18 protein-coding genes are annotated in these 26501 nt (G+C 67.0%); 5 read left to right on the forward strand and 13 right to left on the reverse strand.

The genetic code is table 11. From position 1 onward, the window contains the following. Nucleotides 1-3: 3 nt before the first annotated feature. From AC2IR1_RS18570 to AC2IR1_RS18615, 10 genes are all read right to left on the reverse strand, one after another. Nucleotides 4-1251: a TetR/AcrR family transcriptional regulator gene (locus tag AC2IR1_RS18570; protein WP_486473459.1), complete on the reverse strand. Its 1248-nt coding sequence runs from the start codon at nt 1249-1251 to the stop codon at nt 4-6. Between the two features lie 130 nt (nt 1252-1381). Further along, the gene (locus AC2IR1_RS18575; protein ID WP_486473460.1) at nt 1382-1711 is read right to left on the reverse strand and encodes a hypothetical protein; all 330 of its coding nucleotides are present in this window, start codon (nt 1709-1711) and stop codon (nt 1382-1384) included. A gap of 175 nt (nt 1712-1886) precedes the next feature. Then, on the reverse strand, nt 1887-4988 hold the full coding sequence (locus tag AC2IR1_RS18580) for an efflux RND transporter permease subunit (RefSeq protein ID WP_486473461.1): 3102 nt from the start codon (nt 4986-4988) through the stop codon (nt 1887-1889). A 3-nt stretch (nt 4989-4991) separates the two neighbouring features. Next, a complete protein-coding gene (locus tag AC2IR1_RS18585; protein WP_486473462.1) occupies nt 4992-6326 on the reverse strand; it encodes an efflux RND transporter periplasmic adaptor subunit in 1335 nt (444 codons plus the stop codon). Continuing rightward, nucleotides 6298-6807 (reverse strand): GbsR/MarR family transcriptional regulator, encoded by a 510-nt coding sequence (locus tag AC2IR1_RS18590; RefSeq protein WP_486473463.1) that lies wholly within the window; start codon nt 6805-6807, stop codon nt 6298-6300. Before AC2IR1_RS18590 ends, AC2IR1_RS18585 begins: the two co-directional genes overlap by 29 nt. A gap of 156 nt (nt 6808-6963) precedes the next feature. Continuing rightward, a complete protein-coding gene (locus AC2IR1_RS18595) occupies nt 6964-7656 on the reverse strand; it encodes a TetR/AcrR family transcriptional regulator (protein ID WP_486473464.1) in 693 nt (230 codons plus the stop codon). A gap of 44 nt (nt 7657-7700) precedes the next feature. After that, entirely contained in the window at nt 7701-10772 is a 3072-nt protein-coding gene (locus tag AC2IR1_RS18600) for an efflux RND transporter permease subunit (RefSeq protein ID WP_486473465.1), read from the reverse strand. Next, nucleotides 10769-11881 carry an efflux RND transporter periplasmic adaptor subunit gene (locus tag AC2IR1_RS18605; RefSeq protein WP_486473466.1) on the reverse strand — a complete coding sequence of 371 codons (1113 nt, stop codon included), beginning with the start codon at nt 11879-11881 and terminating at the stop codon, nt 10769-10771. Before AC2IR1_RS18605 ends, AC2IR1_RS18600 begins: the two co-directional genes overlap by 4 nt. Then, nucleotides 11878-12990, reverse strand: coding sequence for an efflux RND transporter periplasmic adaptor subunit (locus tag AC2IR1_RS18610; protein ID WP_486473467.1), 1113 nt, complete (start codon nt 12988-12990; stop codon nt 11878-11880). The genes AC2IR1_RS18605 and AC2IR1_RS18610 overlap by 4 nt, the downstream gene beginning before the upstream one ends. 560 nt (nt 12991-13550) lie before the next feature. After that, on the reverse strand, nt 13551-15521 hold the full coding sequence (locus AC2IR1_RS18615) for a TonB-dependent receptor plug domain-containing protein (RefSeq protein WP_486473468.1): 1971 nt from the start codon (nt 15519-15521) through the stop codon (nt 13551-13553). Between the two features lie 209 nt (nt 15522-15730). Here AC2IR1_RS18615 and AC2IR1_RS18620 point away from each other — a divergent pair, with 209 nt between their 5' ends. From AC2IR1_RS18620 to AC2IR1_RS18640, 5 genes are all read left to right on the forward strand, one after another. Continuing rightward, nucleotides 15731-16840, forward strand: a complete 1110-nt coding sequence (locus tag AC2IR1_RS18620; RefSeq protein WP_486473469.1) for a hemin-degrading factor — start codon at nt 15731-15733, stop codon at nt 16838-16840. Next, entirely contained in the window at nt 16837-17748 is a 912-nt protein-coding gene (locus tag AC2IR1_RS18625) for a heme/hemin ABC transporter substrate-binding protein (protein WP_486473470.1), read from the forward strand. The genes AC2IR1_RS18620 and AC2IR1_RS18625 overlap by 4 nt, the downstream gene beginning before the upstream one ends. A gap of 1 nt (nt 17749) precedes the next feature. Next, entirely contained in the window at nt 17750-18853 is a 1104-nt protein-coding gene (locus AC2IR1_RS18630; RefSeq protein ID WP_486473471.1) for a FecCD family ABC transporter permease, read from the forward strand. 7 nt (nt 18854-18860) lie between these two features. Continuing rightward, entirely contained in the window at nt 18861-19649 is a 789-nt protein-coding gene (locus tag AC2IR1_RS18635; RefSeq protein ID WP_486473472.1) for a heme ABC transporter ATP-binding protein, read from the forward strand. A gap of 175 nt (nt 19650-19824) precedes the next feature. Further along, a complete protein-coding gene (locus AC2IR1_RS18640) occupies nt 19825-21969 on the forward strand; it encodes a hybrid sensor histidine kinase/response regulator (protein WP_486473473.1) in 2145 nt (714 codons plus the stop codon). Between the two features lie 102 nt (nt 21970-22071). Here the strand turns inward: AC2IR1_RS18640 and AC2IR1_RS18645 are convergent, their stop codons facing one another. From AC2IR1_RS18645 to AC2IR1_RS18655, 3 genes are all read right to left on the reverse strand, one after another. Next, on the reverse strand, nt 22072-22506 hold the full coding sequence (locus tag AC2IR1_RS18645) for a response regulator (RefSeq protein ID WP_486473474.1): 435 nt from the start codon (nt 22504-22506) through the stop codon (nt 22072-22074). A 169-nt stretch (nt 22507-22675) separates the two neighbouring features. Next, on the reverse strand, nt 22676-24427 hold the full coding sequence (locus AC2IR1_RS18650) for a SulP family inorganic anion transporter (protein ID WP_486473475.1): 1752 nt from the start codon (nt 24425-24427) through the stop codon (nt 22676-22678). A 211-nt stretch (nt 24428-24638) separates the two neighbouring features. Continuing rightward, nucleotides 24639-26318: a bifunctional protein tyrosine phosphatase family protein/NAD(P)/FAD-dependent oxidoreductase gene (locus AC2IR1_RS18655; protein WP_486473476.1), complete on the reverse strand. Its 1680-nt coding sequence runs from the start codon at nt 26316-26318 to the stop codon at nt 24639-24641. Nucleotides 26319-26501 lie beyond the last annotated feature (183 nt).

Consider the following 26501-nt stretch of genomic DNA (forward strand, 5'->3'; position numbering starts at 1 on the left):
CGCCTAGCGGAAGAAGCCAAAGATCAGCGGTCCCGCGTAGTCCTCCATCAGGGCTGCGCGGGACGGCCACCTTGCGGCGCGGGGGGCCATGTCCACGGCCGAATTCACCAGCCCCATCAGGCATTGCGAGGCGATTGCCGGATCGACGGCACGCAGGCTGCCCTGGGCTATCCCATCCGAAAGCATGCCCGCGAAACGGCGGGCCAGCCTGTCCGACCTTGCGATCGCATCCGATCGCAGATCACCGGGCAGAGCCAGCAAGGCAGTATCGCGCAGCAGCGGTTGTTCATCACGCAGCTGGATGTCCAGCAGGTACGCCAAGGCAGAGGTCAGACGGTCCCAATCGTTGCACGGCAGCCCCGCCGCCGCATGCTGGGCCGCGGTCACGCGTGAAAACGACCGGTCAAAGCAGGCACGAACCAGGTCGTCCTTGCCGGACAGGTGATGATAGAACGACCCCTTCGAAAGCTGCAGCTGCCCCGCGATCCGTTCGACCGAGGCGCCACGGTAGCCGCGTTCATTGATCATACGCGTCGCCACCCTGAGGTAGGTATCGGCAGAAACGCCGGCGGCCAGGGGCGCATCGTCCCCCGGCACCGGAAGCGGCTGCGGCGTCCAGCGCCTCTCCGGCAGGGCGATCCCCTCTTCCAGCAGCGAGAGCAGGCGCGCTTCGACCCGGGGAAAATCTGCGACGGAATAGAGACGCAGCCAGGTCCGGGACCAGTGCAGCACATCGCAAAGAAGCTGCGCACGCGCCACCGCACGCGCCCTGGCCCGGTCCCCCTGCCCCTGTTCAAGACGACGTGCCAGCCGCGCGACCAGGCCGAAGTATTCCGCGATGAGGCGGGAACGCGCGGGTTCCTCCAGCGCGCGTAAATCGGACAGGACGGTCAGCGGCGCGGCCTCGTCCCGGCGGATGGCGGCGGCCTGGCGGAAGTTGCGGGCAACGACACCTCTCAGCAGCGCGCGGGGCGTCGCCTCTTCCGATTGCGGTTCCAGGATCCGGGCGAAACGCGAAAGCGCGTCTTCAACGGCTGCTTCCGCCAGGAGATCCTTGCGGCGGAAGTAATAGGTCACGGAGTTCGTGTTGAGCCCGACCATGCCGGCCACACCGACAAGGGTCAGCCCCTTCAGGCCGCGTTCGGCGATCTGCCGCGCGGCGGCACCGACGATTTCGTCGCGTTTCTGACGATAGCGATCCGTTTCGGCACCGGGCACCTGTGGCGGGACGGCGGGCTCTGAGAGGTCCATGCAATCTGGTTATCAGGCGGCACGGCGACTGTCACTTGAGGATGGGCACTTCTCAGGACCAACATTTCCCATGACCAACACTTGCCAGGACCAACACTCGCCCAGGTCTGGTCCGGGCGGGCCGAGAAGGTCAGCGCGGCATTCCCGAGGAGTAGCGCCCCGTGCGCGACGGGCCGGGGCGCGGCGGTGGCCCCGCCGGCGGGCCGGCGCGTAGAGCAAGGATGCCCAGGATCAGGGCAAGCGCAGGCGCGGCGAGGCAGTAGACAAGCACGGCACCGAGAAGCCCCACCCCGAACAGGTAGCTGACCACGGCGCAGACCAGACCCAGCAGGGCACCACCCCCCGCGATGATCAGGCCGCCCCCATGAACCGGATCACCCGGCCGCTCTGGCGGTGCCCCGTCACCGGGGGAGGAATAGCTGCGCCCGAAAGCAGAGTCGTGAAAGCGTCGAGGCTGCATGGGGAACCCTCCTGCTGCATGTGCGAACACTAGGCTGCGGAGTGTTAATACCGGGTAATAGCGCTGGAATTCTAAAGGCCGAAATGCACGCGCCATCGCTGTTCACACTCGTTAACCCACGGCGCGGCGGCCAATCCGGTTTCATGGCCGCCGCAAAGCTCTTGCAAATGTGACCTCAGGCGTGATCCGGCGCTTTCGGGAACAGCCCCGAAACACGCCGTCCGAGGCCGTCCATGTAGGTCAGGATCACAGGCACCACCACCAGCGTCAGCAGGGAGGAGGAGATCAGCCCGCCGATGACCGCATGGGCCATCGGCGCGTTCTGTCCCGACCCGCCATGCAGGTTCAGCGCCAGGGGCAACATGCCAAAGATCATGGCCAGCGTGGTCATGACGATGGGACGGAACCGGGTCGAACCGGCCTCCACCAGCGCATCGAAGAGATGCCAGCCCTGTCGCACGTGCTGGTTCGCATTGTCGACAAGCAGAATCGCGTTCTTCACCACGAGCCCCATCAGCATGATGAACCCGATGGCCGAGAACATGTTCAGCGTGGAGCCCCCGACCAGAAGCCCCAGCATCACGCCGATCAACGACAGCGGCAGGGAGGACATGATGGCGAAGGGTTGCAGGAACGACCCGAACTGGGACGCCAGGACAAGGTAGATGAAGACCACCGCCAGAAGCAGCGCCGTGCCTGCGGCGGCCCCGGTTTCGGCGATATCTTCGGCATCGCCGCCCATGGTGGCGCGGTAGCCCGGCGGTGTCTGCAGGGCATCGATCTTGGCCTGGATATCCGCCGTCACCTCCCCCGACTTCTTGCCATCTAGGTTCGCCGTGACCTTGACCGAACGCTGCCGCCCCTCCCGGTTGATCTCCCCCGGGCCCTCGATCCGTTCGATCTCCGCCACCTGGTCGAGCCGGATGACGCCGGTGGAATCGGAGGAGGCCGCAATCGGCAGGGAACCGAGGATGGTGACATCATCCCGGAAGGTTTCCGGCAGACGGATGGTCACGTCGACCGATTGCCCCTGTGGATCCGTCCAGTCGGAAATGGTCGAGCCGCCCAGCATCGGGTTCAGCGCATTGGCCACCTGCGCCAGCGAAACCCCCAGGTCGGAGGCCGCATCGCGGTCGATCCGGATGCCGACAGTGGGCTGCGGATCATCGAGCGATGTGCGCACGTCCACCAGGCCATCGACCGTCGACATGTCCTCTGCCAGTTCATCGGCCAGGTTGGCGAGGATATCCAGGTTGTCCCCGAAGATCTTGACCTGGATCGGTGCCTCCACCCCGCCGAGCCCCGTGTCCGCGGACACGATGTACTTGGCCCCGGGCACGGCCTTCAGCGCCTCCCGCACGGGACCGGTCAGCTGATCCGGGGTGCGTTCCCGGTCCTGCGGATTGCTCATCTTGGCATAGACGGTGGCGACATTGCTGGCAGAAGAGGTGCCTGAATTGACCGTGGCGTAGGTGCCCGTGATTTCAGGGAAATTCTGCCGCAGCACGGCATCGACCTGCGCGATCTTGTCCGCCGTCCGGTCGATCGTGGACCCGACAGGCGTGGTCACTTCGATCTGGATCTCGGAATTATCCGCAGGCGGCACAAACTCCGCCCCGACCATGGGCACCACCGAGATACCGCCGGCGAAGGCCAGCACCGCGATCAGCAGGGTCGTCTTGCGCCAGCGCAGGCAGGTCCGCAGCAGGCGGGCATAGCCCCGCCCGACCCATTCGAAGAAGTGGTCGAACTGTGCCACGGCCCGACCGATGAAGCCACGTTTGACCGAAGGGTCCGCCGAAGGGTCATACCAGACCGAGGACATCATCGGGTCGAGCGTGAAGGACACGAAGAGCGAGATCAGCACCGCCATGGACACGGTCACGCCGAACTGCAGGAAGAAGCGGCCAAGGATGCCGTCCATGAACGCGACGGGCAGGAACACCGCCACGATCGAAAGGGTCGTGGCCAGCACCGCCAGGCCGATTTCGTTCGTTCCGTCCAGCGCCGCCTGCACGTGGGTTTTGCCCATGTGCAGGTGCCGCATGATGTTTTCCCGCACCACGATGGCGTCGTCGATCAGGATGCCAACGGCGAGGGAAAGCGCCATCATCGACATCATGTTCAGCGTGAAGCCCAGGAAGTAGATCACCGCCATCGTCCCGATGATGGAAATCGGCAGGGTCAGCCCGGTGATCACCGTGGACCGCCAGGAGTTCAGGAACAGGAACACGATGGCCGTGGCCAGCAACGCGCCTTCGAGCATCATCGACTGGACCGAGTGGAAGCTTTCCTCGACCGGCTTGGCGTTGTCGCGGATGACCTCCATCTTCACGCCGTCGAACTGGCTTTCGAGGTTCATCTTTTCCAGCTCGTGCCGGATGGCTTCGGCCACGGCGACGGTATTGGCGCCTTGCGTCTTCACCACGTCCACGGCCAGCGCGCGGCGCCCGTCGAGCATTGCCAGGCTGTCTTCGTCCGCGATGTTGAGGCCGATGTCGGCCACATCGCCCAGGCGGACAGGCTGACCGCCGCGCCGGGCGATGATGACATCGGCAAAGTCACGCAGTTCGGGGATCCGTCCCTGGACCTGGACCGACTGGGAGCTCCCCCCCTCGGTGATTTCACCCGCAGGCAGATCGGAGTTGTCGGAAGACAGCGCCGAGATCACCTCCGACACGCCAAGGCCAAGCGCGGCCTGGCGGTCCGGATCGATCTGGATCTGCACCTCGCGCGGCAGGCCCCCGACCACGGACGCCCGACCGACACCGGAAATATTGGCAAGCCGGGTCGAGATCACGTCATCGGCCAGCCGCGTCAGCGTGGCCTGGGACAGCGCATCGGAGGAAATGCCGATGGACAGAACCGGAAGCTCGTTCGGATCGAAACGCAGGATCTGGCTTTCATCCGCCGCATCGGGGAAGTCGCCCTCGATCTGGGCGAGCTTATCCCGCACCTCCTGCGAGGCGGTGGCGCTGTCGACCTCCAGTTCGAAAATCAGCAGAACGAAGGAGGCGCCGGACTGCGCGGTGGATTCCACCGAGTCGAGGCCGGAGATCGTCGCGACCGCATCCTCGATCGGCTTGATGATATCGTTCTCCACCGCCTCGGGCGTCGCCCCCGGGTAGGAGGTGACGATGGCCACGACGGGGAAGTCGACATCAGGCAGCTGTTCCACCGGAAGGCGTTGGTAGGCGAAGAGGCCGATCACCAGCATCGCCACCATGACCATGGTGGCAAAGACCGGCTGACCCACGGAAATGCGTGTCAGGATCATGGCTTACTCTCCGACCACGAGGATCCGGGTGCCCGCGCGCAGCTGTTCCAGCTGCTGGGAAACGATCACGTCGCCCGTGGTCAGGCCGGAGGTGACCTCGGCCATGCGACCGCCTTCCCAGGTACGCGCGATCTTGACCGGCTGGCGAACCACCCTGTCGCCGTCGCGTTTCAGCACGTAGGTTCCCTCGTCATCCTCGCGCAGCGCATCGGCGGGTATGCCAAGCGCGTCGTCCTTCTGTTCCAGCACGATACGCCCCGACGCGAACATGCCGCCGCGCAGCATGTCATCGGGGTTCCCGATCAGGACATAGACCGGCAGCACCCGGGTGCCTTCGATGGCGACTGGGCTGATCCGTTCCACCGTCCCGGTGAAATCGCGTGCCCCTACGCCTTCGACGGACAGTTCCACCGGCTGCCCGGCTGCCAGCCGGGTGGTATAGCGCACGGGCACCGCCGCCTCGTATTCCAGGGTGGAGAGATCGACCACCGACATCAGGGCCGATCCGGTCGCCACATAGGTGCCGGGATCAACGTCGCGGGCAGAGACGACGCCGGTAAACGGCGCGGTCACGCGGGCGTGCTTGAGGTTTTCCTCGGCATTGGCAACGGCTTTTTCCTGCGCGGCAAGGCTGGCGGCCAGTTGATCGACATTGGCCTGGCCGCTGTCGAGCTCGCTCTCCGGCGTCAGACCGCGCCCGAGCAGGGACCGCGTTCTTTCCAGCTGGGTCTTGGCCAGGCGCAGCTGGGCGCGGGTCGCCTCCGCCGTCGCCTTTTGCTGATCGAGCTGGTTTGCGAGGCTTTCCACATCCAGCTGGACCAGCAGGTCACCCTGCTCCACACGGTCGCCGGGCCGTGCCAGGACTTCGGTCACGCGGGCCGACACCTCGGCCGAGATTTCGGCCTGGCGGGACGGCGACAGCGATCCCGTGGCCTTGACCGTTTCACGCAACCGCATGGGCGTCACTTCGGTCAGCTCTGACGGGAGGAGCTGCATCACCTGTTCGATCCGGCCGCCCTCTTCTGCCGGGGCGGTTTCAGTTGCGGGCGCTTCGCCGCCTGCGTCGGCCTCTTCGCCGTGCTTCAGTGCCGCGGCCCCGCCGTTGGAATACCACCAGCCGCCGCCGGCCAGCAGGACAAGCAGCACCAGCACGACAAGCCAGCCGCGCCGCTTGCGCGGGGGCAGGCCGGCCTCTGCCCGGGCCTTTGCCCGGCGTTCACGCCCATTCAGCGCCCAGTCCGGTTTCGCCGGTTCGGGCTTTGCCGCCGGGTGCTTCGCCGCCTCGGCTGCCGCCGTGCTGCCCGGTTCGTTATGGTCCGGTCCTGTCTTCGCTGCCATGTCCCCTGCCTTCCACGTCCGGGTCGCTGGCGTCCTTACAGCCGACCCGATCAATCCATTCGTCGATGAAGTCCGCGGAATTTCTGTAGAAATCCGCGAAGTCCTCGACTCTACGTCTGGCGGCCTCCATCCCTACGGGGAAGGCCGCGCTGGTTTCGCTGATCACGTCCGCGTTCTTGCGCATCCGTTGCGCGACCGTCTGGAGGATTGACTGGCTGGGATGCGGCACGGCAAGCCAGGCGTCCTGGCGAGAGCCTACCGGGTGAACCCGGCGCAACGTTCCCTTCCCCTCCAGCAGTCGCGCATTCGTCGAGGCGGAGCCCTTCGAAATCTTCAGCGCGTCACACATCTGCTGCAACGTTCGCGGCTCGCCTTCGATGATCAGGTAACCAAGGATCTGGCCCGCGATGCGCGGACCGCCCTCTGAATGCCAGAGCATGCCCATGGTCTGAATGAAGTCATCGGTTGGCGAGTCGGTCATGGAACCCTCGTGTCATGGGTGGGTACTTCATTCAATATGAAATGAACAAACTGAATGAACATAACGGTGTTCCATTATCCCCGCGCTGCGTTGCAGTGCAAGTTGGCGAGATCAAGTGATCGGGAGCGGCAGGGGCGACAGCCTTGCGGCAGCCGGTCAGTCGCGCTTGCGACGGCCGACCAGGCAACGGGTGCCACGGCGGGGCGTCGGATCCTTGCCGGCGGCTTCTGCCTCCGCGCGGATCGCCTCGGACCGGGCGATCAGGGATTCCGGCGGCGCGTCCAGGGCGACCCCGGGAAGGCGGCACAGCTCTTCCGACTCCGCCCGGCTGACGCCGAAACTGCGCAGGGCAGCGGCGACGGCCAGTTCCTCATCCTCCGGCGTGCAGTCGCCGGTGGTCCCGTACTTGATCTGCACCGCAAGCACGGAGGCCTTCAGCACATTGATGCCCAGCCACTTCGGCACATCGGCAAACCGGCCGGAGGCGATGCCATCCGGAACATAGTCCGGAATGAGGTCATCCATCAGATCCGACGGGCCCAGCCCCATGCGGGCGGAGAACCGACCGATGATCTGGTAACGCCGGCAGGTCTGCATGAAGGTACGCAGATCGCGGGCCAGTGCCACGGCGGGATCATCGGCCACACGATCCTGTGCCAGAACCATTGACAAAATCTCTCTGCCCAGTGCGAGCTTCGCCTCGTGCAGGAGTTCTTCCAGGGTGTCGTAGTACTTGTAGAAGCTGCCGCGAGACACGCCGGCCTCTGCCACGATGTCCTCGATCACCACCTCGCCGTGGGGTTTGGCCGCATAGACGAGCACCGCCGCCTCGATGAGGCGGAGGCGCATCTTCTCTCGTCGCTGTGCGGCGACGATCTTGCGGTGATCCGCGCTCACGCGCGGGTCACCCTGGTGGTGTCATCCCCCGGTTTCGGCCGCTTCACGCCAAAGACGGCGCAATAGAGGGCGGGCGCGAAGAGCAGGGTGATGAGCGTACCGGCGATGATGCCCCCCATCATGGCATAGGCCATGGGCCCCCAGAACACCTGGCGGGAGATCGGGATCAGCGCGAGAGAGGCCGCCGCAGCGGTCAGCAGGATCGGCCGGGCCCGGCTGTCGGAGGCTTCGAAGACCGCTTCCCAGCGTGTCCGGCCACGGGCCAGCAGGTCCTTCACCTCCTGGAACAGGATGATGGAGTTCCGGATCAGGATCCCGATCAGGGCCAGCACGCCGAGGATAGCCACGAAACCAAGGGGCGCGCCCGAAGGCAGCAGCGCCGCGACGACCCCGATCAGGCCCAGCGGGGCCACGGCCAGGACAACGAACATCAGCCGGAAGCTTTGCATCTGGACCATCACCAGGGTCAGCATGGCCAGCAGCATGATCGGCACGACCGCAACGATCGGCGCCTGGCTTTCGGCAGAGCTTTCGACAGTACCGCCCAGTTCGACCGAATAGGCCGCAGGCAGGGTGTCCCGGAACGCCTCGATGGAAGGTGCCAGCGCATTGACCACCGTATCGGGCTGATCATCGGTCGTGATGGCCGCCTTCACGGTCACGGTGGGCACGCGGTCTTCCTGGTGGATTGCTGGCTGTTCGGTTGTCCATTCAAGCCGGGCGAAGGCAGAGAGGGGCACCGGGGATCCGTCCTCGTTGCCGAACTGCAGGTTCTGCAGCGCCTCCAGGGTCGTACGGTCCGCCTCGACCCCGCGGGCCAGCACCGAGACGAGCTTGGTCCCGCTGCGCAGATCCGTGACGGAGGTGCCTTCGAACAGGCCATAGAGCGTCTTGGCCACGTCCGACTGGGTCAGGCCCAGTTGACGCAGGCGTGCCTGGTCCAGCACCACGCGCACCACGCGGGCCGGTTCGTTCCAGTCCAGCGAGATGGAGGTCAGACGCGGATCGGAGGAAATCACCGCAGCCAGGTCCCGGGCGTGATCGCGCAGCTCCTCGATATCAGGGCCGGCGACGCGGTACTGGACGGGCTTGCCGACCGGCGGGCCGAGTTCGATGTACTTGGGGAAGTATTCCGCCCGTGCACGGGTCAGATCGAACTCCCGGATCTTCGCCCGCAGCGCATCACGTTCCTCGTTGCTTTCGGTCATGATGACGACCTGGCCGATGTTCGGCGTCGCCGTCAGGCTGTCGAGGGTCAGGATGAAGCGCGGTGCACCACGGCCGATATAGGTGCTCCAGTAGCTTGCCTCCGGCTGATCGGCGAGCCAGTCCTCGAAGACCGACATTTCCTGATCGGTGGCATCGAAGTCGGCGTTCTGGCGCATGGTGACATCGACCAGGATCTCGTTCCGGTCGGAAGTCGGGAAGAACTGCTGTTCCACATGACCCAGGCCCACGACGGAGACCGCGAAGATCGCGATGGTGACGACGATGGTCACCCATTTGAACCGCATGGCATTGCGCAGCACGACGTGGAACCCGCGACGCACGCGACCGGCCTTGTGCTCTTCATGCTTCATCTTCTTGGGCAGGAACGTCGCGCCGAGGACCGGCGCAAAGAGCACCGCAACGACCCAGGACACCACGAGGGAGATCGCGATCACGAAGAAGAGCGAGCGGGTGTATTCCCCCGCCTGGGAGGAGTTCAGGCCGATCGGGATGAAACCCGCGACGGTGACCAGCGTCCCGGTGAGCATCGGGAAGGCGATCGAGGTCCAGGCATAAGAGGCTGCCTTGCCAAGACTTTCGCCCAGTTCGAGGCGGGAGATCATCGTCTCGATCGCGATCATCGCGTCATCCACCAACAGGCCGAGCGCGATGATCAGCGCCCCCAGCGAGATCCGCTGCAGGGTGATATCCATGGCGTCGAGGAAGATGAAGGTGATGGCCAGCACCAGCGGGATCGATAGCGACACCACCAGGCCCGCCCGCATGCCGAGCGAGACGAAGGACACCGCAAGCACGATCACCACGGCTTCGACCAGGGCCCGGACGAAGTGGTTGATCGAATGGTCCACCACTTCGGGCTGATCCGCGACAAGGTGCATCTCGATCCCGACGGGCAGTTCGGCGGCAACCTTGGCCATCAGCGCATGAAGATCCTCGCCGAAGTCGAGGATGTTTTCCCCTTCGCGCATCCCGATGGCCAGGGCGATGCCTTCCTTGCCCTTGTAGCGGAACAGCTCATCCGGGGGATCGTCGTAGCCGGAGGTCACATCGGCCACGTCGGCCAGGCTGAAATAGGTGTCGCCGGCGCGCAGCGGCGCATAGGCCAGATCATCGGCAGAGGAGAACTGCCCCGTCACCCGTACGAGGATCTGCTCGTCCCCGGTGTGAATGAAGCCGGAAGGCACGATGGCGTTCTGCGCCGCCAGCGTGTTCATCACGGTTTCCTTGTCGAGCCCCAGGGCAGCAAGGCGCGCGCTGGAGAACTCGATATGAACCACCGGGTCCCGCACGCCGATCAGTTCGACCTTGCCGGCCGCGTCGAGCTGCAGCACGGCGGAACGGACGTCTTCGACCCGGTCTTCCAGTTCCCGCGGGGAAAACCCGTCGGAAGTGAAAGCATAGATCGAGCCGAAGACATCGCCGAAATCATCGTTGAAGTAGAAGCCGCCGAATTCATCCGGCATGTTGCCCTGGATGTCGGACATCATGTTGCGGACCTTGAGCCAGGTCTGGTCCACGGCGTCGCCCCGGACCGTATCCACCAGGTCGACATAGACGATCGCCTGCCCCGGGTAGGTGACCGAACGGGTCGAATCCAGGGTGTCGAGTTCCTGCAGCTTCTTTTCGATCCGGTCGGTGACCTGGGTCAGGGTTTCCTCTGCCGTGGCGCCGGGCAGCGAGGCGGAGACCACCATGGTCTTGATCGCGAAGGTGGGGTCTTCTTCGCGGCCCATGGAGGCATAGGAGAAGGCCCCGGCAACCAGGCTGACGATCATCAGGAACCACACGAAGGAGCGGTGGTTCAGCGCCCAGTCGGAAAGGTTGAAACCCTTTTTCATTCTTCACGCTCCCCGACCGTCTGGCCGTCTTCCAAGGAATGCGCACCGCGCACCACGATCTCGTCCCCGACGGCGATGCCATCGCGAATTTCCAGGCGTTCCCCGACAGTTGCGCCGGTTTCCACCGCCACCTTGTGCACGGTCCGATCCCCCGGCCCGACACGCCAGACATAGGCCTGATCGCCCTCCCGCAGGATCGCCGCCGGGGGCAATGTCATCACCGGGCGCGCGTCGGCCATGTAGGTGGCCGAGATCAGGGAGCCGATGCGGAACGCTGTCTGATCCTCGATCGAGAGGCGCAGGCGACGGCCCCGCAGGGTGTCATCCGCCACCGGCTCGACCAGCCGCAGCCGGGCCGCCACCGCTTCCCCGCCGCCGATATGGCGGCGCAGTTCGAACCGGGCGTCCTTCGGCAGCACCGCAAGAAATTCAGTGGGCACGTCGATCACCGCTTCACGCCCGGTCAGGGCGGCTATGGTGACCACGGTGGTCCCGGCGGAAACGACCGTTCCGGCCTCTTCTGGGGTTTCCAGCACGACACCATCCATCGGCGCGGTCAGGCTGCCGTAGGTCAGCGCCTCCTGCGCGGAGGCAAGGTCGGCCTGGGCTGCAACGACCTGCGCGGCAGTGGCATCGCGATTGGCCAGAGCCTGCTCCACCGTCGCCTGGGTCGCGATATCGCGGTCGGCCAGGGCACGCGCGCGGGAGTAGCTCTGCTCCGCATAGGCGGCTTCGGCCTGGGCCGAGGACAGCGCAGCCTCCGCCGCGCGAACGTCCTCCTGCAGGCTGACCCGATCCAGCGCCGCCAGCTCATCCCCTTCGGAAACGACGTCGCCGGGAGAGACCTCCAACCGGGAGATCCGGCCGATGGTCTGGAACGCCAGATCGGCCTCATGCTCTGCCTCGACGGAGCCGGAAAAGGCGCGTTGCCGGGTCGGGTCGGCAGAGACGACCTCTGTCACCACGGGGCGCGGGCCGGCGGTTTCCGCGGCACTCTCGGTGCTATCTGAGGCGAATGAAATCAGCGGGTTGATTGCAAGGGCGCAGCAAAGAACCAGGCCCGAAACGGCCCCGCGCAGGGCACGGGAATTGGCGGTGAACGGCATCATTCCTGGCCCTCCAGCACGATGACACGGCGCCCGGGGAAGAGCGCATGGGACCCGTCCGCGATCACCCTGTCCCCGTCGCTGAGGCCGCTTGCGACCTCCACCAGGTCGCGGGTGAAGGCGTCGATCTCGATCGGGGTCAGGATGACACGGTCGCTGCCCGCAGGCAGCGTCCAGACGGCGGCGCCATCGGCATTTGAGGTCAGCGCGGACCATGGCACGGAAATCACCGGATCATCCGTCAGGGCCAGCTCCCCCACCACGGCCTCTCCGATGGTGAAGCCGCGCGCGGCCTCTCCGGTGATGGCCGCCTTGGTGGTGACGGTGCCGTTGTCGGCCACGACGGGGGAGACCTCCGTCACGGGTACGCTGATTTCGCCGCCGGTATCGAGGCCGGTATCGAGGCTGGTATCATCCAGCGGCCGGATCAGCACGTCCTGGCCCAGCACATCGGCCAGCCGGGGATCGTCCGGGGTCAGGAAAACCGCCTCCCGGCCTTCGAGAGAGGCGAGGGTGACGATGGTCTGCCCCTCCCCCACCACCTGGCCCGGTTCGGCGGAGCGATCGGTGACGATGGCATCATCCACGGCGGTCAGCACGGTGTCCTCCGAGGCGCGCTTGGCGGTGGCCAGCTGCGCCTCGGCCTGATCGCGGGAGGCCTTGGCCGTCAGGTAGGCCTCTGTCGCGGAGTCGAGATCCGCCTGGGTGCCGGAGCCCCGGTCAAGCAGTCCCTGCGCCCGGCTACGTGCCTGATCTGCCTGGGAAAGTGCCGCCTCTGCCGCATCGAGGGAGGCCTGGGCAGAGCGCAGGCTCGCATCGGTACGGGTGGGATCGACGCGGGCGATCTCGTCGCCCTTGCGAAGGATATCGCCGACATCGACCGCCACCGAGATGACGCGGCCCCCGTCGCGGAACCCCGCAGGGTAGCTGTCCTGCGCCTCTATCGTGCCGGTCAGGCGCATGGTGCGCCGCGGCGCGGCCGTCCGGGCGATGACAAGATGCACGGGCAGCCCCTGTGCCTCCTCCGACTGCTGCGCGGAGAGAGGCGCGGGCAGCACCAGGGCGAGACCGAAGAGCGCGGGGACCAGTCCGCAGGCCTTTGGCAGGATCATGGAAGCCTCCTGAGATCAGAGCTTTACCGCCCGCTACAGTCAAAGTGACAATGGTGTCAAGTTGACACTGATGTCATTTCGAACTGGCGGGTTCATTTTTGTCAGACTGTGGCGGGAAGCGCGATGAAGGTGGGCGCAGGAAGTTGAAATGCAGTTAAGGCTGCCCGCCGGGGAAGAGGTTTACGAGATCTGAGGGGCGCGAACCCCACGTCGGTACTGCAGCGCGGCGAATCGCGTCGCAAAGCCAAGGTTAACAGGGGAATGGGGCCAAAATCGCAACGTCGGTATCACGTCGGTATCACGTCGGTATTGCGGCGGTGCAGCAGAGCCGGAACGGGCCGGGTTAACGGCGCGCGCGGTGGGCGGTGTGGGGGGGCAAATTTGGAGGCGGGGAAATTGGGCGCCGGGGGAAATGGAGGGGGGATGGTGGATTGCATCCACCCTACGGCGCAAAGGAAAACCGGGCGTCCGACGAGGGGCGGACGCCCGGCAGGCACCCCGAAGGGCACCACCGGCGCCGGCCCCGGGAACAGGAGGGACCGGCGGAGGATCAGGTCAGATCAGAAGGTCCTGGCCAGGGAGACCTTGAAGGTACGCCCGGCGCCGGCCTCGCTCGACAGGTGGGGTTCGTAGTATTCATCGGTGACGTTCTCGACCGCGAAGCGGACCTCGGTCCCGTCCCACAGGCCCTGCTGCGGCTTCCAGGTGGCGCGCAGGTTGTGCAGGGTGTAGCCCTCCGACGGGGTGCTGGAGCGGCCCATGTCATCGACGAAGACCGCTTCGTAGGACAGGTCGAGCCGGTCGTTGATCTTCTTGCCCAGGGTCACGCGGACCTCATCCGCCGGGGCGCGTTCGGACCAGGCCCGGGTGCCGGAGGAATTCACGGTGCGCGAACGCATGAAGTTGGCATTGGCATCGACATAGAAGCCGTTGGCCATGGAATAGGCCGCTTCAAGCTCCAGCCCCCAGGTGTCGCCGCCGACGATATTGTTGATGATCGAGGTCATGTCCCAGTAGTGCTGGTCATAGGCCACGGCCTTCAGCGCCAGGGCATCGCCCTGGGCCAGCAGGTTGGCGCCGTCATAGGACAGGCCCAGCTGGATTTCCGTCGCCTTTTCCTCCTGCGTCATCAAAGCATCATCGTCGAGGTCGTCGATGATCGGCATGTTTTCCCCGTAGAAGGCGGAGCCGAGCAGGGAGAAGCCGTTGTCGAAGGCATAGAGCGCGCTGACCCCGGCGCTGGCGCCGGTGTTGTCGTATTCGTCGTAGCCGTAATCGGTGCCGTCGACGTGCTGGCTTTCCAGGCGGATTTCGGGCGACAGGGTCAGGTTGCCGAAGACCATGTCATCCGCGACGAAGAGCGCGGCGATGTCTTCCTCGCCCTGGGGCGCGGAGGAGACGTCATCTTCGGTGGTCCGGTCCGCGTGGGTGAATTCCAGCCCGGTGCGCAGGTTGTGATCCACCGAACCGGTCATGAAGCGCGCGGTGTTGACGACCCGGAACTGGGTGGTCTTCGTCGTGTAGGCGGTGTTGTTGAACCCGAAGTCGGTGCCCGAGACCAGGTCGTTGTCGATATAGAGGTCGGAGTAGGAGAAGGTCGCCTCGATATCCACCAGGTCGGTCGTGGGGCTGGTGTACTGGTAGGTCAGCGCCACGGTGTCGTCTTCGGTGTAGCGATCGACGTAGCCGTACCAGGTCATGCCGCCCAGCCCGTCGTAGGGCGTGTTCAGTTCCGTCGATTCGGTGTGTTGCAGCAGCAGTTTCAGCTGCTGTTCGTTGCTGTCCCCGAAGGTCAGTCTGCTGTTGAGCAGCCAGGACGTCTCATCATAGCCCTCGTCGTTGATGGCATCGCCGTTGCCATCCTCGATGATGCCCACGTCGCGGTAGGTGTAGTTGCCGAGGATCTCGATGTTTTCGGTCGGCTGCCAGGCGAAGGTGGAGGCCGAGGCCCAGTAGTCGTTGGTGCCGTATTCGAGCAGCTGGCGGAACTTGAACCCGGTTTCGCCGCCGGTCATGTCGGAGGCCTGGATCGGTTCCATCTGCACCAGCCCGCCAAAGAGGCCGGAGCCGTATTCCAGCGTCCCGGCGAGGCCACGGGTCACCGCGACTTCGCGGAAGAGCGCGGGATCGGTGAAGAGCTGCGTGCCCATGCGGTAGAGCTCATCCGCGCCCTTGGAGACGCCGGCGATCTGCACGCCGACGTGGTTGTCGGTCCCATAGGAGGACGTCGGGCCGAAGCCGCGGATGTTGATGCCGGAGCTGAGCGGGGTGGAGGCACCCACCACGGTCACGCCCGGGGCGGATTCCACCAGTTCGGCCACGGTAGAGGTCTGCCGGTCCGCGATCTCGTCCTGGTCGACGACGGTGAGGGAGTTGGCGGTGTCGGTCTGCACCTCCCGCTTGGACTGGACCGTGATGGGGGCCAGCAGGATGGTGTCTTCTTCGGACTCCTGTGCGCACAGAGGTGCGGACACGAGAATGGATGCGGCGCTGCACAGAAGCAGCGCACGCACGGAGGGTCGTGCGGTCATGGGATAGTCCCTTTGGCAAGATATTACGGTGGGAGGCTGGCCAAAGGGCTGGCTTGTATTCGAGCTGGACGTCGGACTCCCCTCCGACGGGCTCTTGCGCCGCCTATGGTATCTGATTATTTCTGTCAACTAACCAAGATGACGCCAGCCCGGCACTGTTGCGTGCGCGCCAGCCTCCCCTTCCCCCCGGGAACCAGAGAGGATTCCGCATGACAGAGATCGCCGCAGCCCCCGCCCGCGAAGTGGGCGGCACGCCGCCTTCGCCCGAGACGATTCGCCAGGCCCTGGCCGACACCACCCTGCGCCCGCGCGACCTGGCCGAGAGCCTGGGCCTGGGCGAGGCGAGCCTGCTGGCCGCCAGGGTGGATGGCGAAAACGTGGTGCGGATCGATGCCCACCCGGACCGGCTGCTGGCCGGGCTCTGCGATCTGGGGGAGGATGTCGGGCCGCTGATGGGGCTGACCCGCAACGAGAGCGTGGTGAGCGAGATCGAGGGGGTCTACGGCGGCTATCGCAATTCCGGCACCGTGGGCGTGGTCCTGAACGGGCGGATCGACCTGCGGTTCTGGCCCGCCCACTGGGTGCACGGCTTTGCCGTGGTGGCGCAGACGAAGGCCGGGCCGCGGCTGAGCTTCCAGGTGTTCGATGCGGCGGGGGATGCGGTGCACAAGGTCTACTTCCCCAAGGGTGCGGAGGCCGGTCCCTGGGAGGCGCTGCGCGACCAGCTGCGGCTGGAGGTGCAGTCGGACGAGGTGGCCTGCGGGCCGCGCGACGGGGTGGAGCCCGCCAGGGAGATCCCCGGCAAGGCAGAGGCCCTGCGCCGCGCCTGGGCGGAGATGGGCGACACCCACAAGTTCCCCGGCATCTGCCGGAGCCTGGGCACCAACCGCCTGGGCGCCTATCGCAGCGTCGGCGCGCCCTTCGCGCGCAGGCTGGAGGTCGCATCGGCCAGCCGCATCCTGCACCGGCTGGGAGAGACCGGCGTGCCCTCGATGATCTTCGTGGGCAATCAGGGCTGCATCCAGATCGTGTCGGGCCCGATCGGGCCGATCAAGGAGATGGGGCCCTGGCTGAACGTGCTGGACCCGGGGTTCGACATGCACCTGCGCGGCGATCACGTGGCCGAGGTCTGGGCGGTGGAGAAGCCGTCGCGTCGGGGGCCTGCGGTCTCGGTCGACCTGTTCGACGCGCGCGGCGGGCTGATCGCGCAGATCTTCGGCCATCGCACGGCGGAGGTCGATCACAACGCCGCCTGGATGGAGCTGGTCGAGGCAGAGATCGCGGCCTCGACCACCGCCGCAGAGGGGGTGAGCGCATGAGCCGGTTTGCCTTCACCCGTCGCCGCCTGATGTCCTCGATGCTCGCCGGGGCGGTGGCGGGGATGATCCCCGCCCTGCAGGCCCAGGCGCAGGAAGCGCCGCAGCGCATCGTCTCCATCGGGGGCGCGGTGACGGAGATCGTCTTTGCCCTGGGGCAGGAACACCGGCTGGTGGCCCGCGACACCACGTCGAACTACCCGCCGGAGGCCACCCTTCTGCCCGATGTGGGCTATATCCGCGCGCTGTCGCCCGAAGGCGTCCTGTCGGTGCGGCCCGACATGATCCTGACCGAGGACGGCGCCGGCCCGCCCGAAACGGTGGAGCTGCTGAAGAGTGCGGGCCTGCCCTTCGTGGTGATCCCGCAGGGCTATGACGCCGCCACCGTGCTGGCCAAGATCCGCGCCGTGGGCGCCGCGCTTGGCGTCGAGGCAGAGGCGGAGGCACTGGCCGAAAAGACCGATGCGGCGTTCAAGGCCGCCATGGCGGAGACCGGTGCGGAGACCGCTGGCACGGCAGAAGGCAAGCGGGTGCTCTTCGTGCTGTCCGTGCAGGGCGGGCGCATCATGGCCTCCGGCACGGGGACGGCGGCGGATGGCATCATCCGCATGGCCGGGGCGGAAAACGCCATCGCCGAATATCCCGGCTACAAGATGCTGACCGACGAGGCGGTGACCGCCGCCGCACCGGACGTGATCCTGCTGATGGAAAACGGCGGCGGCGACCATGCCGCCCTGCCGGAGAAGCTGATGGCGATCCCGGCCGTGGCCGCCACACCCGCGGGACAGGCGGGCGCCTTCGTTTCGATGGACGGCATGTACATGCTGGGCTTTTCCGTCCGCACCCCCGACGCGGTGCGCGACCTGGCCACGGCGCTGAACCACGCGCCCGATGCAGAGGCGGGGCACTGAGGTGGTCGCCCTGACCCGCCCGGATGATCACACCGATGATCGCCCTGATCCCGCCGCCACACCAAGGGGCCACGACCGGCGGCTGAGGGCACGGCGGCTGCGCTGGCTGCTTGTGGTGCTGCTGGTCGTCACGGCGACGGCCAGCCTGGCCACCGGCGCTGCAGGCACCAGCCTGTGGTCCGCCCTTGGCGCCGCCCTGCGCGGGGAGACCCTGCCCCTGGCCGACCAGATCGTGCTGTGGCAGATCCGGGCTCCGCGCACGCTGATGGGCATCGCCGTGGGTGCCGCCCTGGCGGTGTCGGGCGCCCTGATGCAGGGGCTGTTCCGCAACCCGCTGGCCGACCCGGGCATCGTCGGCGTCAGCGCCGGCGCGGGCCTTGGCGCCATCGCGGCAATCGTGCTGGGCGGGCTGCTGCCTGCCGGGATCGCCGCCGCGCTCGGCTTCTACGTCACCCCGGTTGCCGCCTTCGTCGGCAGCTGGATCAGCACGCTTCTGCTTTACCGGGTCGCCACGCGGGCCGGGCGGACATCTGTCGCGGTGATGCTGCTGGCGGGGATCGCGCTTGGCGCGCTGACCGGGGCCGCTTCCGGCGTGCTGGTCTACATGGCGGATGACAACCAGCTGCGCGACCTGACCTTCTGGTCGATGGGATCGCTGGCCGGGGCGACCTGGCCCAAGGTGGCGGCCGGGCTTTGCGTCATCCTGCCGGCCCTGGCCGCCGCGCCCTGGCTGGCGCGCGGGCTGAACGCGCTCTCCCTGGGGGAGGCCGCGGCCTATCACATGGGCATCCGCATCCAGCGGGTGAAGAACCTGGCGATCCTGGCCGTGGCCGGGGCGACGGGGGCCGCCGTCGCCATGTCGGGGGGCATCGGTTTTGTCGGGATCGTGGTGCCGCACCTGCTGCGCCTTGCCTCGGGCCCCGACCACCGGGAGCTGCTGCCCAATGCCGCCCTGCTGGGCGCCACCCTGTTGCTGCTGGCGGATGTGATCGCGCGCGTGGTCATCGCGCCCGCGGAACTGCCCATCGGCATCGTGACCGCCATCCTGGGCGGTCCCTTCTTCCTGTGGATCCTGCTGCGCCAGCGCGGCGTGCTGGACCTGTGAGGCGATCATGACCCTGACCGCAACGGACCTGAGCCTGACCCTGCGCCGCAAGACCATCCTGGAGTCGATCTCCTTTGCCGCCGAACCGGGGGAGGTCACCTGCATCGTGGGCCCCAACGGATCGGGCAAGACGACCCTGCTGCGCGCGCTGACGGGCGAAATCGCGGGACAGCTGGCCCCCGGCGCGCAGATCCGCATGGGCGGGCTGGACGTGACCCGCGCCGCCCCCTGGGCCCTGGCGCGCAGGCGGGCGGTGCTGTCCCAGCAAAGCGCGCTGGCCTTTCCCTTTACCGTCGAGGAGGTGGTGCGCCTGGGCGCGGAGGGGCCCGACGGCCCCGCCCGTGCCCACGACGCCCTGCGCGAAGTCGACCTGCAGGGGTATGGCGCGCGCTTCTACCAGGAACTGTCGGGGGGGGAGCAGCAGCGGGTGCAACTGGCCCGCGTTCTGGCGCAGCTTGATGCGCCGGTGGGCCCGCATGGCCCCCGCTGGCTGTTCCTGGACGAACCGGTTTCGGCCCTGGACATCGGTCACCAGCTGCAGGTGATGGAGATTGCCGCGCGTTTCGCCAGCGCGGGCGGCGGCGTGGTGGCGGTGATGCATGACCTGAACCTGACCGCCATGTACGCCCGCCGCGTCGTCCTTCTGGAACGCGGGCGCGTCCTGGGCGCGGGACGCCCCGAGGCGGTGCTGACCGATGCCCTGCTGGGCCGCGCCTACGGCTGCCAGCTGCGGGTCGGACATGCGCCGTCGTCCGGTGTCTTCCTGCTGCCGCAGGCTGCACGCCCAGGCGTCTGACGCTTAAAAATGCCGTAAGGTCACCTCCTCAAGTCCCCGTTACCGCTGACAAACTCTAAGTTGAGCGAATTGACTTCTGCTTTGCTTCCGGCATTCTTAACCTCGGGACAATAGTCGACATTGCAGGGTTCAGTCCGATGTCGACAGACCGGACTATTGGTCAAGGATGGGCGCCATGCCAACGCGTGAACTGAGGGAAGCCAGCGGTTGGCGGGGGCGGCTGTTTGCCCTTCTGCTGAATTCGAAGGTGCGCCTTCTGCTGGTGAGCCTGTCGGCCGTGGCGGTCCTGTCGATCCCGGTGAGCGCGGTTCTGGTCACCAGCGACAAGAGCACCCAGCGGATCGCCGCGGCAGAGCTGCCCGCGGCGCTGGAGGAACTGGAACGGGCCATCGGCTATTCCGGTTTCATCCACCATTTCAAGAACTTCGTCCTGCGCCCGGATGAGCCGAAGTACTATGATCTGGCCGATGAAAGCTACCATGACGCGCTGGAGGTTCTGGCGCGGGTGCACCTGCTGACCCGGGAAATCGGCCGCGACCTCGTCCTGGCCTCGTTGCATGACACGCTGGATGCCTACCGGCAGGAGCTGGACGTCGCCCGGGACGCGGCGGCGCGGGGCCTGTCCATCGCGGAGGTGGACGAGCTTGTCCGCCTGCCCGACGAGGAGGCGACGCGGGACCTGGCCCGGCTGCATGAAACCGTGCGCGAGGCGATCATGGACTGGCAGGCGCGCGACCGGCAGCACACCCGGTTGCTGCTGGCAGCGCTGACGGTGCTGCTGCTCTCCGTGGCGGGGGTCACCCTGTCCCTGCTGATCACCGCGCAGACCGCCGATGCCGCCCGCCGCCGCCGCGCGGAGGAGCTGAACGCGCGGCTGGATGCGCTGCGCACGATGACCGCCACCATGGCGCATGACGTCAACAACATGCTGGCGACGATCTACTACTCGGTCGAGCTGAGCCTGGGGGATGCGCCCTCTGAACGGTCGCGGCGGTTCCTGGAAAGCGCCCGGCAGGCGGTGACACGGGGCAAGTCGCTGACCGGGCGGCTGATGTCCTTTGCCCGGCCCAGTGCCGGGGCGCCGGAAGTGCTGCAGGTCGAAGGGGTGCTGCGCAACCTCGAAAGCCTGGCCGCGCCGCAGCTGGCCGAGAGCCCCGTCGTGCTGGAAACCCGCCGGATCGCCGGCGCGGGCGAGGTGCATTGCGACCAGGAGCTTCTGGAAGATGCGCTGCTGAACCTGGTGATCAACGCCCGCGACGCGATCCGCGACAGCGGCACCGGCGGGCGCATCATGGTCGAGGCGCGCCCCCTTGGCCTGTCCGAGGTCGCGCGGCCGGCCCGCAGCCGACATGGCGTGACGGGCGCTGCGGCCCAGCTGGACCCGGCGCGGCGCTACGTGCTGCTGACCGTGCGCGACGACGGCCCCGGCATGACCGCCGAGGTCCGCGAAAAGGCGCTGGAGCCCTTCTACACCACCAAGGATGCCGATCACGGCAACGGCCTGGGCATGTCCATCGTGCATTCCTTCGCCCGCCGCGCCGAGGGCGACATGCGGATCTATTCCGCCCCCGGCATGGGCACCGAGGTGCAGCTGATCCTGCCGATGCAGCCCGCAGGCGGCGTCCCGGTCCCGCCGGAGACGGAGGAGGACGCTGCAGACGCGGCCCCAGAGGCCGGAAACGCCCCCGCATCCGCCACCGCCACAGTATCGGCCGGCGCCCCCGAGACCACGACGCCGCCGACCAAGGCGCCCGCGCCGGAGGCCGCCCACAAGGCACAGGCCACCACGCCCCCCGCCCCCCAACCTGCCCCGGTTGCAGACCCCGCCCCGTCCAGCCCCGCCCCATCCAACCCGGCGCCCGAGGTCCCTGCGGCGGAGGCGATCGCCCCTGCGCCTTCCGACCAGGCACGCGGGACCGGCACCACCCGCGTCCTGCTGGCAGAAGATGAGGCCGGCTTGCGCGCGATGCTTCTGGCCACGCTGAAGGGCGCCGGGTTCGAGGTAACGGCGGCCGAACATGGTCTTGCCGCGCTGGACCAGCTGAAACAGGCCAGCCCGGAGCAGCCGATCGACCTGCTGCTGACCGACATCAACATGCCGGAAATGGACGGGTTCGTCCTGGCCCGGGAAGCGCGCCTGCTGCGTCCCGACCTGCCGGTGGTCTACCTGACAGGCTACACGGGCCATGTGCCTGAAAGCTCTCTCGAAAACGCGGTGAAGGCGCCGACACTGCGCAAGCCATGCCCGCCCGATATCCTGGTCCGGACCCTGTCCGAGGCCCTGTCCCCGCCGCCCGGAGGCGCCCAGGGCGCCGCCTGACAGGTAGCAGCGATAAGCCTTGGCAAGGGCGAGGTCTTTGGCAAGGTCCGGGCTCTGCCCGAGGTCAGTGCGTTTGGCGGGGAATGGCTGCGGGGGTCGTCCTCAGGGGTCGTCAGGCGCGGCCTCCGGCCCCAGAAGCTCCTGCAGGGCGGCATTCAGCTCTGCCGCGAAGATCGGTTTCTGCATCGTCTTGTCGGCGCCGAGGGCCAATGCCTGTTTCAGGAAGAAATCACGGTCGGCCCCGTAGCTGGCCCCGGTCACGGCGATGATCGGCACCGTCCTGGGCGTCTCCATCTGCCCCCCGGTGCGCGGCAGACGCACCGCCCCGATCAGGCGCAACCCGCCATCATTGGTGAGCACGTCGCGATCCCTGATGAAAAGGTCCGCGATGATCAGGTCGAAACATTCGCCGCGCAGCTGTTCGATCGCAGCGGAGGCCGTGCTGACGATTTCGACATCATGCCCGGAGGTGACCAGGAAATCGCGAAACAGCACGGCCTGATCGAATTCGTCCTCCAGCAGCAGAATTTTCACCATGCGGCTGTCCCCTCTCTCCCAACCATTCGGGCCAAGCTTCGGGCCGCCCGCGCGACTGCGGACATGGCTGCGCCCGCCACCAATGGTGACGGGCGCATACATACTTTTCAACCATTCAATCGGTAACGTGCCGGAACAGCGCGCGAGGCGGCGCGATGCGACGGCAAGGTCACTCCGCCGCGGCGGCGCTGACCCCGTCGGGCGTGCCGGGCGTGGCCAGTTCACACCAGGCCTCGTAGTGGGAGAGATAGACCTTGCCGTTCAGCGCCTCGAGGAAGTGGGTGGTCTTCAGGCGGTCCATGACGGGGCCCTTCACCTCTGTCAGGTGCAGGCCGATGCCCCGCCCCTTCAGCAGGTCGTTCAACGCTTCGAGGCTTTCGAGGGCGGAGTAGTCGATCTCGTTCACGGCGGAGCAGAGCAGGACGACGTTCTTCACCGGGCTGCCATCCGCGATGCGATCCAGCACGCAGTCTTCCAGGAAGCGGGCGTTGACGAAGTAGAGGCTTTCGTCGACCCGCAGGCTGAGAACGGCCGGATCGGTGGCGACCTGGTGGCGCTTCACGTTGCGGAAGTGGTGGGTGCCGGGAACAAGGCCCACCTCTGCCACATGCGGGCGGGAGGTTTTGAGCAGGTGCAGCAGGATCGACAGGATGACCCCGGCGGACACGCCGGATTCAACGCCGAAGCCCAGGGTCACCAGGATGGTGGCGGCCACGGCCCAGAAGTCGGCGCGGGAGTAGGCCCAGGTCTTCTTCAGGATCTTGAAATCGACGAGGCCGAGGACGGCGACGATGATGGTGGCGGCCAGCGTCGCCTTGGGCAGGTAGTGCACCAGCGGCGTCAGGAAGGCGGCGGCGATGGCCAGGCCCACGGCGGTGAAGGCGCCGGCGGCGGGCGTTTCGGCGCCCGCGTCGTAGTTGACGACCGAGCGGGAGAAGCCCCCGGTGACCGGGTAGCCGCCGGTGAAGGCCGCGCCGAGGTTGGCGGCGCCCAGGCCGATCAACTCCTGATCGGGGTCGATGCGCTGGCCCTTCTTGGCGGCGAGCGTCTGGGCGACCGAGATGGATTCGACAAACCCGATGATGGAGATCATCAGCGCGGGCACGGCCAGCTGCGCCAGCAACGCGGGGGAGAAGTCAGGCAGGGTGAAGGGCGGCAGGGCCTGGGGCACTTCGCCGACGATCTTCACGCCGTGCTGGTCCAGGTGCAGGCCCCAGGTGACGACCGTGGTGACGACGACGGCGGCGACGGGGCCTGCCTTGGCGGCGAAATCGGCGGCCATGGGCGAGAGGCCCATGCGGCGCAGGAGCGGCTTCAGCCCCTTGCGGACCCAGAAGAGGAAGGCGGTGGCGGCGACGCCGATGATGAGGGTGATGACATTGGTCTGCGCGATGGTGGCCAGCAGCGAGTGGACCAGTTCGATCAGCGTGTCCCCCCCGGCGCTGATGCCGAAGACATGGCGCAGCTGAGAGCCCGCGATCAGGATGCCGGAGGCGGTGATGAAGCCCGCAATCACCGGGTGCGACAGGAAGTTCGCCAGAAAGCCCAGCCGCAGGATCCCCATCAGCGCCAGCATGGACCCCGACAGGAAGGCCAGCGTCAGGGCGGCGGTGGCGTAGCCCATGGTCCCCTGTTCGGCCACCTGGGAGATGGCAGCGGCGGTCAGCAGGGAGACCACGGCGACCGGCCCCACCGCCAGCGCGCGCGAGGTGCCGAAGACGGTATAGAGCATGATCGGCACGATCGAGGCATAGATCCCCGCCTCTGCCGGCAGGCCCGCCAGGAGGGCGTAGGCCAGCGACTGCGGGATCAGCATGATGGTGACGATCACCGCCGCGACGAGGTCGTTGGACAGGGCGGAGCGGGAATAGCTGCGACCCCAATCGAGGATGGGGAGGTACTGGCGGAGGCTTTGCAACATGGGTCTTCATCCTCGGCAGGACCGGCGGGCGCCGGACCGGGTGGCATCGGGCGAAAAGGACACCGATGAAAAGGACAGGCGGGGTTGGGGGCCCCGCCTGCCAGGGTGATCCGGCCGGGACGCTGGCCGGAGGGTTGGGGTGCCCGGGTTCCGTGATCGGGAACGCGGATCCCGGGCGCCGGGGTGGGGTCCCCGGCCTGGCCGGCCTCGCTCAGGAGGCCGGGGCAGTCACTTCCGCGGGCTTGGCCATCCATTCACGGCCACGCAGCATGCCCTTCCAGTAGATCGGGGGCAGCATGCGTTCCTTCAGCAGCCAGGCCGCGCGGGTGGGCTTGGTGCCGTCGAGCAGGAATTTCGGGAAGGAGGGTTTGAGCACCCCGCCATAGCCGAATTCCGCCAGCACGATCTTGCCGCGTTCCACCGTCAGCGGGCAGGAGCCGTAGCCGTTGTATGCGGCCTTGGGCCCATGGCCCGCCATGTCGGCCACCATGTTCTCTGCCACCACGGGGGCCTGCATCCGGGCCGCCGCCGCCGTCTTGGCATTGGGCGCGTTCATCACGTCACCCAGGGACCAGATGTTGGCGTAGCTCTTGTGCTGCAGCGTGGTCTGGTCGACATCGACCCAGCCCGCCGCATCCACCAGGGGCGAGACGCGGATGAAATCCGGCGCGGTCTGCGGCGGCACGACGTGGATCATGTCGAAATCGACGGTGACCGTCTCCGGCTCGCAATCGGGCTTCTGCACCGTGAAGGTGGCTTTCTTCGCCGGACCGTCGATGGCCGAAAGGCGGTGGAAGAAGTTCAGATCGGCGCCGTATTTCTTCACGTAGCTTTCCAGCGCCGGGACATAGTCCTTCACGCCGAAGAGCACGCCACCCGCGTTCATGAAGCGGATGTCGATATCCTTCAACACGCCCTGGCGGAACCAGTGATCGCCCGAGAGGTACATCGCCTTCTGCGGCGCGCCGGCGCATTTGATCGGCATCGGCGGCTGGGTGAAGATGGCGGTGCCCTTCTTCATCTTGCTGACCAGCTCCCAGGTATAGGGCGCCAGGTCGTAGCGGTAGTTGGAGGTGACGCCATTGCGGCCCAGCGTTTCCTCCAGCCCCGGAATGGCGGCCCAGTCGAGCTTCAGCCCCGGGCAGACCACCAGCCGGTCGTATTTCACCACCCGGCAGCCGTCGAGGATGACAGCATTGGCATCGGGTTCGAAGGCGGCGACGGCGGCCTTGATCCAGGTGACCCCGCGCGGGATCAGCGACCCCATGGTCTTGGCGGTCTGGGCGGGGGTGAAGATGCCGCCGCCCACCATGGTCCAGCCGGGCTGGTAGTAGTGGATGTCGGCCGGGTCGATGATGGCGATCTCCAGATCCGCCTTGCGCGCCTTGAGGGAGGCCGCCACGGCGATCCCGGCGGCTCCGCCCCCCACGACAACCACCTGGTAGCTGGCATCGGCCTGGTCGGTGGGCGTCTTGCCCCCGTTGGCGATGCGCCGCGCCACGCCGTTCAGATCGTAGCCCGCGGCCTTCGCCATCCCGAGGATTTCCGAGACCGGGCGATCCTTCGCCTGCCCCAGGGCCCAGAGGGTCGAGCTGCGCGTGCCGGTCCGGCAGTAGGCCAGGCTGGGCCCGTGCAACTCGGTCAGGGCGGTGCGGAAGGCCTCTGCCGTTTCCTCGGTCACGATGCCGGGGGTCACGGGCAGGTAGCGGAATTCGAGGCCGAGCTCTGCCGCCTTCGCCGCCATCTCCTCCTGGCTGGGCTGGTCGGCGGCTTCGCCGTCGGGACGGTTGCAGATCACGGACTTGAAGCCTGCGGTCTTGGCGGCGGCGAGGTCTTCGAGGGTGAGCTGAGGGCTGACGGACAGGCTGTCGTCGATCTTGCGGATTTCCATGGTGTCTCCTCCTGAGGGCTGGGCAGACGATTGAGGTGGTCGGGGGCGCTGCCCCCGTCGGGCAGGCCCGACTCCCCCGAAGTGTTTTCCCGAGTATTTTCCCGGAGTATTTTTGGCGGGTTGAAGCAGGATCGGGACCCGGGTCTTCGGCCCGCCCTTCAACCCGCCCAAAATACTCCCGCC

The organism is Pseudooceanicola sp. NS-SX8 (assembly GCF_057380755.1).